The sequence below is a fragment of the Agrococcus sp. HG114 genome, assembly GCF_024723325.1.
In the GTDB taxonomy this organism is placed as follows: Bacteria; Actinomycetota; Actinomycetes; order Actinomycetales; family Microbacteriaceae; genus Agrococcus.
Genome location: NZ_JANQCH010000067.1, coordinates 1 through 11,850, shown reverse-complemented (window position 1 = coordinate 11,850; position 11,850 = coordinate 1). Strand labels below are relative to the sequence as shown.

At 72.7% G+C, this 11,850-nt stretch carries 13 protein-coding genes; 4 read left to right on the top strand and 9 right to left on the bottom strand.

What is annotated here, in order from left to right; all coding sequences use genetic code 11:
• From NWP09_RS08090 to paaA, 7 genes are all read right to left on the bottom strand, one after another.
• A partial coding sequence (locus tag NWP09_RS08090) for a maleylpyruvate isomerase N-terminal domain-containing protein (RefSeq protein WP_258275012.1) occupies positions 1-615 on the bottom strand: 615 nt, incomplete at its 3' end.
• A gap of 31 nt (positions 616-646) precedes the next feature.
• Positions 647-1,420 (bottom strand): enoyl-CoA hydratase/isomerase family protein, encoded by a 774-nt coding sequence (locus tag NWP09_RS08085; protein ID WP_258275011.1) that lies wholly within the window; start codon positions 1,418-1,420, stop codon positions 647-649.
• A 135-nt stretch (positions 1,421-1,555) separates the two neighbouring features.
• Positions 1,556-2,704 carry a 1,2-phenylacetyl-CoA epoxidase subunit PaaE gene (paaE, locus tag NWP09_RS08080; protein ID WP_258275010.1) on the bottom strand — a complete coding sequence of 383 codons (1,149 nt, stop codon included), beginning with the start codon at positions 2,702-2,704 and terminating at the stop codon, positions 1,556-1,558.
• 1 nt (position 2,705) lies between these two features.
• Positions 2,706-3,203 (bottom strand): 1,2-phenylacetyl-CoA epoxidase subunit PaaD, encoded by a 498-nt coding sequence (gene paaD / locus NWP09_RS08075; RefSeq protein WP_258275009.1) that lies wholly within the window; start codon positions 3,201-3,203, stop codon positions 2,706-2,708.
• Between the two features lie 2 nt (positions 3,204-3,205).
• Entirely contained in the window at positions 3,206-4,006 is an 801-nt protein-coding gene (gene paaC, locus NWP09_RS08070) for a 1,2-phenylacetyl-CoA epoxidase subunit PaaC (protein ID WP_258275014.1), read from the bottom strand.
• Positions 4,007-4,152: 146 nt separating this feature from the next.
• The gene (gene paaB / locus NWP09_RS08065) at positions 4,153-4,458 is read right to left on the bottom strand and encodes a 1,2-phenylacetyl-CoA epoxidase subunit PaaB (RefSeq protein ID WP_258275008.1); all 306 of its coding nucleotides are present in this window, start codon (positions 4,456-4,458) and stop codon (positions 4,153-4,155) included.
• The gene (gene paaA, locus NWP09_RS08060; protein WP_258275007.1) at positions 4,458-5,447 is read right to left on the bottom strand and encodes a 1,2-phenylacetyl-CoA epoxidase subunit PaaA; all 990 of its coding nucleotides are present in this window, start codon (positions 5,445-5,447) and stop codon (positions 4,458-4,460) included. Before paaA ends, paaB begins: the two co-directional genes overlap by 1 nt.
• A 120-nt stretch (positions 5,448-5,567) precedes the next feature.
• Between paaA and paaI the strand changes: the two genes are divergently transcribed.
• The 4 genes from paaI to NWP09_RS13510 all read left to right on the top strand — a co-directional run bounded on the left by paaI (position 5,568) and on the right by NWP09_RS13510 (position 8,904).
• The gene (paaI, locus tag NWP09_RS08055; RefSeq protein WP_258275006.1) at positions 5,568-6,035 is read left to right on the top strand and encodes a hydroxyphenylacetyl-CoA thioesterase PaaI; all 468 of its coding nucleotides are present in this window, start codon (positions 5,568-5,570) and stop codon (positions 6,033-6,035) included.
• A gap of 28 nt (positions 6,036-6,063) precedes the next feature.
• Positions 6,064-7,374, top strand: coding sequence for a phenylacetate--CoA ligase PaaK (paaK, locus tag NWP09_RS08050; RefSeq protein WP_258275005.1), 1,311 nt, complete (start codon positions 6,064-6,066; stop codon positions 7,372-7,374).
• Positions 7,375-7,401: 27 nt separating this feature from the next.
• Positions 7,402-8,013 carry a TetR/AcrR family transcriptional regulator gene (locus tag NWP09_RS08045; RefSeq protein ID WP_258275004.1) on the top strand — a complete coding sequence of 204 codons (612 nt, stop codon included), beginning with the start codon at positions 7,402-7,404 and terminating at the stop codon, positions 8,011-8,013.
• A 219-nt stretch (positions 8,014-8,232) separates the two neighbouring features.
• Complete coding sequence (locus NWP09_RS13510; RefSeq protein WP_309137108.1) at positions 8,233-8,904, top strand: transglycosylase family protein; 672 nt, start codon at positions 8,233-8,235, stop codon at positions 8,902-8,904.
• A 64-nt stretch (positions 8,905-8,968) separates the two neighbouring features.
• Here the strand turns inward: NWP09_RS13510 and paaZ are convergent, their stop codons facing one another.
• Together paaZ and NWP09_RS08025 are read right to left on the bottom strand one after the other, a co-directional pair.
• Positions 8,969-11,053, bottom strand: coding sequence for a phenylacetic acid degradation bifunctional protein PaaZ (paaZ, locus tag NWP09_RS08030; protein WP_258275003.1), 2,085 nt, complete (start codon positions 11,051-11,053; stop codon positions 8,969-8,971).
• A 12-nt stretch (positions 11,054-11,065) separates the two neighbouring features.
• On the bottom strand, positions 11,066-11,850 hold a 785-nt coding region (locus NWP09_RS08025; protein ID WP_258275002.1), incomplete at its 5' end, for a 3-hydroxyacyl-CoA dehydrogenase family protein.

Sequence of the window (11,850 nt, the reverse complement as noted above, 5' to 3'; positions counted from 1 at the left end):
GGCGATGCGCACCTCGGCGGCGCCGTCGGCCGCCCCCGCGAGGGCGCGCGGCGCATCCGCCCCCGTGGCCTCGAACACGAGCCGCGCGGCGGGCGGCGCGACCCGCTCGAGCCGCAGCTGCCGGGGGTGCATGACGTCGATCACCTCGTCGAGGCAGTCGAGCCACACCGCCTCGTCGATCGCCGGCCCGCCCGCGTCGAGCGGCTCGCCGACGGCGGTGCGGAGGTCCCACAGGTGCACGAGCGTCTCGTGCAGCTGCCGGCGGTGCCAGAAGCGCACGGTGCCGGTGCGCTCCGCCCGCGGGACGCCGTCGTCGACGAGCGCCCACGCGCGCGCGTCGGGGTCGAGCTCGGCGAGCGTCTCGCGCAGCTCTGCCGCGCACGCGGCGTAGAGCGCAGGCAGGTCGTCGAACGGGCCGCGCCCGAGCGGCTCCTCCTGCTGCCGGCGCGCCTGGCCCGCCGCCCAGTGGTGCACGCGCGCGAGGTGCACGACGAGCTGCTCGACCCGCCAGCGGCCGAGCCACGGGATGGGCGTCGTGCGGTCGGCCCGGCTGGTCGTGTCGAGGAAGCGCGCCTGCAGGTCGGCGAGCAGGGAGAGCCGGTCGATGGCGGTCATGGGGCGGATGCGTCGTCTCGGCTCGCGCGGCTCAGTCGCGGCCGGTGAACGTCGGCGTGCGCTTCTGCTGGAACGCGGCGAAGCCCTCGCGGTAGTCGGCCGTCTGCGCGAGCGCGGCCTGCGCGGCGCTCTCACCGCCCATCGACTGCCACAGGCCGAGCCGCTCGTCGCGGAGGCCCCGGATGAGCTCCTTCGACGCGATGAACGCGAGCGTCGGGCCCTGCGCGGCGTGCGCGGCCGCGGCGCGCGTCGCCCCGAGCACCTCGTCGTCGGGGAAGGACTGCGAGAAGAGCCCCCCGGCGACCGCCTCGGCGCCCGTCATGAGGCGGCCGGAGTAGATGAGGTCGAGCGTGCGGTGCGCGCCGAGCCGCTCGAAGAAGAGCGCGTGGCCGCCCGAGTCGAGGGTCGCGCCGAGCGCCGCGAAGGGGCTGCCGACCTTGGTCGACTCGGCGACGTAGACGACGTCGGTCGCGATGAGCAGGCCGAGGCCGACGCCGAGCGCCGCGCCGTGCGCGGCCGCGAACGTCGGAGCGGGGAACGCCGACATCTGCCGCAGCACGGGCTGCACGCGCTCGTGCAGGAAGCCGGTCACGTCGTCCGTGCGCGGGTCGACGCCCGAGATGTCGCGGCCCGCGCAGAACACCGTGCCCTCGCCGCGCAGCACGAGCGCGCGCACGCCGGCGCGCTCGGCCTCGGTGTACGCATCCGACAGCTCGGTGAGGGCGGATGCGTCGAGCGCGTTGCGCTTCTCTGGCGCGTTCAGCACGACGTCGGCGATGCCGTCGGCGATGGTGAGCTCGATCATGGGACTCCTTCGTGTGCCGTTCGTCGAGTGGGACCGGGGCCCGTCGAGACGTTCCGGATCGGTCTCGATGCGCGTCCTCCGGACGCTACTCGACCCCGAATCCTCGGGGTCACCGCGAGGGCGAGCCCTCCGGACTCAGACGTCGTAGTCGACGACGACCCGCTCGGTGCCGGGCTGCGGATGCGACTGGCACGTCAGCACGTAGCCCCGGTCGAGCTCGTCGGGTTCGAGCGCGTAGTTCTCGGTCATGTGGACGCTGCCCGAGACGACCTTCGCGCGGCACGTGCCGCACACGCCGCCCGCGCACGCGAACGGCACGTCGGGCCGCACCCGCAGCGCCGCGTTGAGGATCGACTCGCGCGCCGCGATGGGGCTCTCGACCTGCGACGACTGGCCGTCGAGCGTGAAGTCGAGCGTCCACGTGTCCTCCCCGGCCGCGACCTGCACCGGCCGCCCGCGGTCGCCGCCTGCGTCGTCGGGCCGGCCGGTCGTGAACAGCTCGAAGCGCACGTGCGCGGGGTCGACGCCCTTCGCCTCGAGCGTGTCGCGGCACAGCTGCACGAGCTCGAACGGCCCGCACAGGAACCACTCGTCGACGCTCTCGGGGCGGATGAGATCGGTCAGGATCCGCTCGAGCCGCTCCTGGTCGATGCGCCCCGACATGAGCGGCGCCGCGCGCTGCTCGCGCGAGAGCACGTGGTGCAGCGCGAGCCGTGCGGGGTAGCGGTCCTTGAGGTCGGCGAGCTCCTCGATGAACATGACGTCGAGGGTCGAGCGGTTCGAGAAGACGAGCGAGAACGTCGACGTGTCCGAGCGCGAGAGCACCTCGTGGGCGAGCGCCATCATCGGCGTGATGCCGCTGCCCGCGGCGATGCCGACGACGTGCGCGTCGTCGAGCCGCTCGAGCGCCGAGGTGAACGTGCCCTGCGGCACCATGACGTCGATGCGGTCGCCGGGTCGCAGCTCCTCGTTCGCCCACGTCGAGAACCGGCCGCCGAGGTCGCGCTTGATCGCGACCGAGATGCCGCCCGGGGTCGGCGGGCGGCAGATCGAGTACGAGCGGCGCAGCTCCTGGCCGTCGATCGTCTTGCGCAGCGCGAGGTGCTGGCCGGCGACGTAGCCGAACTCGTCCCGCAACCCGTCCGGCACCGCGAACGTCACCTCGACCGCGTTCTCGGTGAGCGGTCGCACCTCCGCGACCTCGAGCTCGTGGAAGCGGGCGCGCTTGCGGGACGTGCTCGAGCCGAGGCCGAGCCCGGTCGAGCCGAGGTTGATCGCCGCCATGTCAGTGCACCTTGAAGTGGTCGAAGGGCTCGAGGCACGCGAGGCACTCGAAGTGGCTCTTGCACGCGGTCGAGCCGAAGCGCGAGACCTCGCGGGTGCGGAGCGAACCGCAGCGCGGGCACTTCACGCCGAGCGAGAGCGGGATGGGGCCCGAGCGCGCACCCGCGCGGTGCGTCGGCGGCGCGATGCCGTACTGCTCGAGCTTCGCCTTGCCGGCCTCGCTCATCCAGTCCGTCGTCCACGCGGGGGAGAGCGTGAAGTCGACGCGCACGTCGGCGAAGCCCTCGGCGGTGAGCGCGAGCAGCACGTCGTCGCGCATCTGGTCGATCGCGGGGCAGCCGGAGTAGGTGGGCGTGAGCGTCACGACGACCGTCCCGCCCTCGAGCCGGACGTCCCGCAGCACGCCGAGGTCGTCGATCGTGAGCACGGGCACCTCGGGGTCGACGACGGCCGCGGCGACCTCGCGGGCTCGCTCGAGGGTGGCGGATGCGGTGGTCATGATCACCACGTCGCCCCCGGGTGCCGGCGGGCCAGCACCTGCATCTCGGCGAGCAGCGGGCCGAGGTGCGTCGAGTGGTTCCCGAACCGGCCCCCGCCGGACGACTGCCCGATCTTCGGGTTGACGAAGTCGGCCTCGGCGATCTCGGCCTCCGCGAGCACCGCGCTCCACACCTCGTCGAAGCCGGCCCGCAGGCTCGACGGCCGCGGCGCGATGTCGCCGAGCCGGTCGTGCAGCTCGTCGTCGCGGAACAGCTCGTCGATGTACGGCCACAGGTCGGTGAGCCCGACGAGCATCCGCGCGCGCGACTCCTCCGTGCCGCCCGCGAGCCGCAGCGTCCACTGCACGGCGTGGTCGCGGTGGTAGGCGACCTCCTTGACGGCCTTCGCCGCGATCGCCGCGAGCGACGCATCCGTCGACCGCGACAGCGCCGTGTACAGCTCCTGCATCCAGATCGCGGCGATGAGGCCGCGCGCGATCGTGTGCGCGAAGTCGCCGTTCGGCTGCTCGAAGAGCCATGCGCAGCGGAACTCGTGCTCGTCGCGCCAGTACGCGAGGTCGTCCTCGGTGCGGGCGGATGCGGTGCCCGCGTAGTGCAGGAGGCTCCGGGCGTGCCCGAGCAGGTCGAGCGCGATGTTCGCGAGCGCCATGTCCTCTTCGAGCTCGGGGGCGCGCGAGATCCACCAGCCGAGGCGCTGCGAGAGGATGAGGGCGTCGTCGCCGAGCCGCATCGCGTACTCCGCGACGTCGGCGCTCGCCGTCGCCGACGCATCCGCCCCCGCGAGCTCGGCCGCGAGGTGCACGTCGTCGACCGACACGTCGCCGTGGACGTCGGCGGCCTCCGCGTCGTGCAGGGCGGCGATCGACGCGGCGTCTCGCCGCGCGCTCGTCGGCGCGGCAGGGGCCGCCTTCGCGGACTCGGCGAGCTCCGCGTCGTTCAGCTGCGCGTTCACAGGTGCGGCACCTCCGCGCTCTTCTCGTAGTACTTCGCGTGCCGGTAGTTCTTGCCCGCCGGGCTCTCGAAGAACGCGCCCTTGAGGTCGGGGTCGCTCGTGGTGATCGCGCTCGAGCGCACGACCCACACCGAGACGCCCTCGTTGCGGCGCGTGTAGAGGTCGCGCGCGTTGCGCAGCGCCATGTCGTCGTCGGGCGCGTGCAGCGAGCCGACGTGCACGTGGCTCAGGCCGCGGTTGGCGCGCACGAACACCTCGTACAGCGGCCAGCCCTCGCCGGCAACGTCTCCGGGGGTGGACATCAGGCGGCCTGCCGATCCCGCTGCGCCTGCTTCTCCGCATACGCGGCGGCGGCCTCGCGCACCCACGCGCCCTCCTCGTGGGCGTCGCGGCGGTGCTGGATGCGCTGCGCGTTCGCGGGGCCGCGCCCGGCGAGCACCTCGTGGAACTCGGTCCAGTCGATCTCGGACATGTCCCACTGGCCGGTCTCCTCGTTCCAGCGCAGGTTCGGGTCGGGCAGCGTGAGCCCGAGCACCTCCGCCTGCGGCACGAGCATGCCGACGAAGCGCTGGCGCAGCTCGTCGTTCGAGAAGCGCTTGATCTTCCACGCCATCGACTGCGCCGAGTTGGGCGACTCGTCGTCGGGCGGGCCGAACATCATGAGCGCGGGCCAGTACCAGCGGTCGACCGCGTCCTGGGCCATCGCGTGCTGCTCGGGCGTGCCCTGGCTCAGCTCGAGCAGGATCTCGAAGCCCTGCCGCTGGTGGAACGACTCCTCCTTGCAGATGCGCACCATCGCGCGGCCGTACGGCCCGTAGGAGGCGCGGCACAGCGGCACCTGGTTGCAGATCGCGGCGCCGTCGACGAGCCAGCCGATCGCGCCCATGTCGGCCCACGTCGGCGTCGGGTAGTTGAAGATCGACGAGTAGCGGGCGCGCGAGGTGATGAGCTGCTCGGTCATCTCATCGCGGCTGATGCCGAGCGTCTGGGCGGCCGAGTAGAGGTAGAGGCCGTGGCCCGCCTCGTCCTGCACCTTCGCCATGAGGATGGCCTTGCGCTTGAGGCTCGGCGCGCGGGAGATCCAGTTGCCCTCGGGCTGCATGCCGATGATCTCGGAGTGCGCGTGCTGCGAGATCTGGCGGATGAGCGTCTTGCGGTACGCGTCGGGCATCCAGTCGCGCGGCTCGATGCGCTGGTCGGCCTCGATGATCGCGTCGAAGCGCGCCTGCAGGTCGGCGAGCTCCTCGCCGCTGGGCTGCAGGGCGGATGCGTCGGGTGCGGTCAGCGTCATCGTCGACTCCGTCTCGTTCCGGCTCGGAATTAGTTACCGAACGTTCAGTAAGTATAGACTGGCGCACGGCGGGCCTGCAACGGCCCCGCCGGACGAGCCGGACGACGCAATGGAGCGCGCATGCTGGAGACGCGGAACCCCGAGATCACGCGGGACGAGAGCTGGTTGGCCACGATCATGGCCGAGACCGATCGCGCGAAGGAGGCGTTCGGCATCGAGATCGCCGAGCTCGAGCGGGGCCGCGCGGTGCTCACGATGGAGATCACCGAGGCGATGGTGAACGGCTTCGGCATCACCCACGGCGGGCTCGTCTTCACGCTCGCCGACACCGCCTTCGCGTACGCGTGCAACGAGGATGCGACGGTGACCGTCGCCTCGGGCGCCGACATCACGTTCGCGAAGGCGACGCACGCGGGCCAGACGCTCACCGCGACCGCGGAGCGCCGCTGGCGCTCGGGCCGCAACGGCCTCTACGACGTGTCGATCGTCGACGAGACGGGCGAGACGGTCGCCGAGTTCCGCGGCCGCTCGTTCTCGACCTCCCGCCCCGCCCCGACGACGCCCGCGGGCGCCGGCGGCCCCGCCTGACCGCACTCGAAGAGGAACAGGAGCAACGATGCTCGACCAGACCACCGCATCCGCCGACCTCCGCGACGCCGGCGAGCGGCTCTCGCTCGACGAGCTGCGCGCGCTGCAGCTCGAGCGCCTGCAGCGCACCGTGCGCCATGCGTACGACAGCGTGCCGACCTATCGCGCGAAGCTCGACGCGGCGGGCGTCGGCCCGGACGACATCCGCTCGCTCGACGACCTGCGCCGCCTCCCCTTCACGACGAAGGAGGACCTGCGCCAGGCCTACCCCTTCGGCATGTTCGCGGTGCCGATGGAGCAGGTCGTGCGCATCCACGCCTCGTCCGGCACGACCGGTCGGCCGACGGTCGTCGGCTACACGCAGGCCGACCTCGACAACTGGGCGGAGGTCGTCGCGCGGAGCCTGCGCGCCGCGGGCGTCGAGCCCGGCTGGAAGGTGCACAACGCCTACGGCTACGGCCTCTTCACGGGCGGCCTCGGCGCGCACGCGGGCATCGAGCGGCTCGGCTGCACGGTGATCCCCGTCTCGGGCGGGCAGACCGCGCGGCAGGTGCAGCTCATCCGCGACTTCGAGCCTGACGCGATCATGTGCACGCCGTCGTACCTGCTCACGATCGCCGACGCGTTCGACGAGGCGGGCCTCGACCCGCGGGAGACCTCGCTCAAGGTCGCGATCTGCGGCGCAGAGCCGTGGACGAACGAGATGCGCCTCGAGCTCGAGCGGCGGATGGGCCTGCACGCGGTCGACATCTACGGCCTGTCCGAGGTCATGGGGCCGGGCGTCGGCAGCGAGTTCGCGTCGACGAAGGACGGCCCGACGATCTGGGAGGACCACTTCCTGCCCGAGATCATCGACGCCGAGACGACCGAGCCGGTCGCCGACGGCGAGATGGGAGAGCTCGTCTTCACGTCGCTCACGAAGACGGCGTTCCCGGTCATCCGCTACCGCACGCGCGACCTCACGCGGCTGCTGCCCGGCTCGGCCGCGCCGACGATGCGGCGCATCGAGAAGATCACCGGCCGCAACGACGACATGATCATCCTGCGCGGCGTGAACCTCTTCCCGACCCAGATCGAGGAGATCGTGCTCGCGATCGAGCACCTCACGCCCCACTTCATCCTCGAGCTCACGCGCTCGGGCCGGATGGACGCGCTCACGGTGAAGATCGAGTGCGAGCCGGGCGTGCCGGCGGAGTCGTCGGAGGCGGCCGCGAAGATCCTGCAGCTGCGCGTCAAGGAGCACATCGGCACCTCGGTCGGCGTCGAGGTCGTGCCGGCTGGCTCGCTGCCGCGCTCGGAGGGCAAGTACAAGCGCGTCTACGACCTGCGCGAGCAGTGATGCGGTTCGGGCTGGGAGGATCGGTCGATGACCACCGCCACTGAGCCCGCCCGCCGCGGTCGCCCCGGCTACGACCGCGACTCCATGCTCGAGGTCGTGGTGGCGGCGTTCAACGAGCGCGGCTACGACGCGACGTCGCTCGGCGTGCTCGCGGAGCGGCTCGGCCTGTCGAAGTCGGCGATCTACCACCACTTCGCGTCGAAGGAGCAGATGCTCGAGGTCGCGCTCGGCAAGGCGCTCGACGCGCTCGAGGCGGTGTTCGACTCCCCGGAGGCGACGACGGGACCGGTCGTCAGCCGCATCCGCCACGTCATCCGCGGCGCGGTGCTCGTGCTGTGCGAGAACAAGCCCTACGTCACGCTGCTGCTGCGGCTGCGCGGCAACACCCCGATCGAGCTCGAGGCGATGCGCCGCCGGCGCGAGATCGACCGCAAGCTGCGGGCGCTCTTCGAGCTCTCGCGCGACGAGGGCACGCTGCGCCCCGACATGGAGCCGCGCGTGGCCGAGCGGCTCACGTTCGGCATGGTCAACTCGATCGTCGAGTGGTACCGGCCCGACGGCCCGATCACGCCCGAGCAGCTCGCCGACTCGGTGCTCGAGCTCGTGCGGACGGGGCTCCGCGAGCCCTCGTCGCTCTGATCTCTGGGCGACGGATCGACTGCCTCTGCTGCTGCGGCAGTGTTCGCTCCTGGCGGAATCCGTTACCGAATCGTGATCTTCGCGTAGTGTCGACGGCTTGAACCGCGAAGGACGGCCGTCGCATCCGCCCCGAGAGTCCTTCGTGCCATCGAAACGATACGAACCGGTCGGGCGGTCGCACGTGCTGAGCGCGCGCGAGGCGGGGCCGCGGAGTTCATCGTGAAGCAGCACACCACCCACCGTCCGCGCCGCTCGAAGCGAGTCGTCGGAGGCCTCGTCGCCACCGGCATCGCGACCGTCGCCGGCGCCGTCCTCGTGCCGACCGCGGCCAACGCCGCGTCGGACTCGACCTGGGACGCGCTCGCGCAGTGCGAGTCGAGCGGCAACTGGGCCGCCGACACCGGCAACGGCTACTACGGCGGCCTGCAGTTCTCGCTGTCGACCTGGCAGGCGTACGGCGGCACCGGCAACCCGGCGGATGCGTCGCGCGAGGAGCAGATCCGGGTCGCCGAGAACACGCTCGCCGGCCAGGGCTGGGGCGCGTGGCCCTCGTGCTCGGTGCAGATCGGCGCGAGCGGCACGGCCGAGCCGAGCAGCACCCCGGTGCAGCAGGCCCCGGCGGCGCAGCCCGCCGCGGCCGCGCAGGGCGGAGCCCACGCGGCGCCCGAGGCGCTCGAGCACGCCTCGTCCGAGGCGGTCGGGCTCCAGCTGCCGGACGTCGAGCCCGGCGACGAGCGCTACACGGTCGTCGCGGGCGACACGCTCTTCGAGATCGCCGAGGCGCGCGGCGTCGACAGCGGCTGGCTCGGCATCTTCGCGGTGAACCAGCAGACCCTGTCGGACCCCGACGTCATCATGGCCGGCCAGGAGCTCGTGCTCCCGGCCGAGTAGGCGCACACCGATCGCGGAGGGCCGCTCGCGAGATACGGGTGGCCCTCCGCGGCGCGCGCCGCGCCTACTCGCCCGGCTGCTCCTTCGCGACGTACGTGAGCAGGTCGTACTGCGCGACGACCTCGTCGTCCTGGTTCGTGAGCACCGCATCCCACCGCACCTCGCCGTACGGGTCGGTCTCGCGCGGCGTGATCTGCTTCGCCGTGAGCGTCACGCGCAGGGAGTCGCCGGGGGAGACGGGCGTCATGAAGCGCAGGTTGTCGAGGCCCGTGTTCGCGAGCACGGGGCCCGGCGCGGGCTCGACGAAGAGCCCGGCCGCGAACGACAGCAGCAGGTAGCCGTGCGCGACGCGGCCCGGGAAGAACGGGTTCGCCTCCGCCGCCGCCTGGTCCATGTGGGCGTAGAAGAGGTCGCCCGTGAACTCGGCGAAGTGCTCGATGTCGTCGAGGGTGATCTCGCGCCGCTCCGAGACGACCTGGTCGCCGATGCGCAGCTCGGCGAGCGACTTCCGGAACGGATGCGGTGCCGCGGTCGAGGCGGGAGCCCCCGGGTGCCAGACCCCGGTGAGCGCCGTGAGCATGGCCGGCGAGCCCTGGATCGCGGTCCGCTGCATGTGGTGGAGCACCGAGCGGATGCCGCCGAGCTCCTCGCCGCCGCCCGCGCGGCCCGGGCCGCCGTGCACGAGCATCGGCAGCGGCGAGCCGTGGCCGGTCGACGCGCGCGCGTCGTCGCGGTCGAGCAGCAGGATGCGGCCGTTGTGCGGCGCGATGCGGCGCGTCAGCTCGGCGACGAACGCGGCGTCGTGCGAGGCGACCGAGGTGACGAGCGATCCGCCGCCGCGCGCGACGATCTCGGCCGCCTGCTCCGGGCTGCCGTACTCGACGAGCGACGAGACCGGGCCGAACGCCTCGATCTCGTGCACCGCATCCGCCTCGGGGTCGGTGAACGCGAGCAGCGTCGGCGCGACGAACGCGCCGCCCTCGGCCTCGCCGAGCGAGCCGTCGGCGAGCCGCACCTCGCCCGCGTCGCCGCCGACGACGATCCGGCCGCCGCCCTCGCGGAGCTTCATCACCTGCTGCAGCACCTCGTCGCGCTGCTCGAGCGACGCGAGCGGCCCCATCGTGACGCCCTCGGCGCGCGGGTCGCCGACGACCACCCTCGCGGCGATCCGCTCGCGCACGGCCTCCGCCACCGCATCCGTCATGCCCGTCGGCACGATCGCCCGCCGGATCGCCGTGCACTTCTGGCCGGCCTTCGCCGTCATCTCGGCGACGAGGCCGCGCACGAACGCGTCGAACTCGGGGGTGCCGGGCTCGGCGTCGGGGCCCAGCACGGATGCGTTGATCGAGTCGGTCTCGACCGTGAAGCGCACGCCGCCCGTCTGCACGGCGTCGTGCAGGCGCAGGCTCGCCGCGGTCGACGCCGAGCCCGTGAAGCTCACCGTGTCGCCGAGCCGCAGGTGGTCGAGCAGGTCGCGCGCCGACCCGGACACGAGCTGCAGGCTCCCCGCGGGCAGCAGCCGCGACTCGACGAGGATGCGCACCATGTGCTCGGTGACGTAGCCCGTGGGGGTCGCCGGCTTGATGAGCGTCGGCATGCCGGCGAGGAACGCGGGCGCGAGCTTCTCGAGCGCGCCCCACACGGGGAAGTTGAACGCGTTGATCTGCACCGCGACGCCCGGCAGCGTCGTGCAGATGTGGCGGGCGAGGAACGAGCCGTCCTTCGAGAGCGGCTCGACCGGCCCGTCGAGGTAGATCGTCGACTGCGGCATCTCGCGCCGCCCCTTCGACGAGTAGGTGAAGAGCACGCCGATGCCGCCGTCGATGTCGACCCACGAGTCGTTCCTCGTCGCGCCCGTGCGGGCCGAGAGCTCGTACAGCTCCGACTTCCGCTCGGTGAGGGCGAGCGCCATCTGCTTGAGCAGGATCGCCCGCTGGTGGAACGTGAGCGGCGCGAGCGCGTGCTGCCCGACCGTGCGCGCGTGCTCGAGCGCGGCCGCGAGGTCGAGGCCGGTCGTCGAGACGCGCGCGACCTCGTCACCGGTGGATGCGTCGCGCACCACGGCGGCGTCGCTCGCGTCGGCGGGCTCCCACCACGCGTCCTCGACGTAGCTCGGCAGCAGGCGGGTGCGGGTCATGGTGTCGGTCATCGTCGATCCTTGTCAGTCGTTCCAGTCGTAGAAGCCGCGGCCGCTCTTCTTGCCGAGCCGGCCATCCGCGACCATGTCGCGCAGCAGCTGCGGGGGCGCGAAGCGCTCGCCGAGCTCGCGGTGCAGGTGCTCGGCGATGCCGAGGCGCACGTCGAGGCCGACGATGTCGGTCGTGCGCAGCGGCCCCACGGGGTGCTTGTAGCCGAGCTCCATCGCGAGGTCGATGTCGCCGGGGCTCGCGACGCCCTCCTCGACCATGCGGATCGCCTCGAGCCCGATCGCGACGCCGAGCCGGCTCGACGCGAAGCCGGGCGCGTCGTGCACGGTCACGGGCGTCTTGCCGATCGCCTCGACCCACGCGCGCGCGTCGTTCGCAAGCGCGGGCGCGGTCGCCTCCCCGAGCACGATCTCGACGAGGGCGGATGCGGGGACCGGGTTGAAGAAGTGCAGCCCCAGGAACCGCTCGGGCCGCGAGAGCGAGGCCGCGAGCCGGTCGATCGAGATCGACGAGGTGTTGCTCGCGAGCGACGCGGCGGGCGACAGGACGGCCTCGACTCGCCGCAGCGCATCCGACTTGAGCCCCTCGTCCTCGGGCACCGCCTCGACGACGAGGTCGCAGCCCCGGAACGCGGCCGCGTCGATCGCGACCCGCAGCCGGCCCTCGAGCTCGTCGAGCGGCTCGGCCCAGCCGCGCTCGACGCTCGTGCGGAGGCTCGCGCGCACGCGCTCCTCGGCGGCGCTCGCGGCGGCCGGGTCGCGCTCGACGACGACGACCTGGCTGCCCGCGAGCACGAACG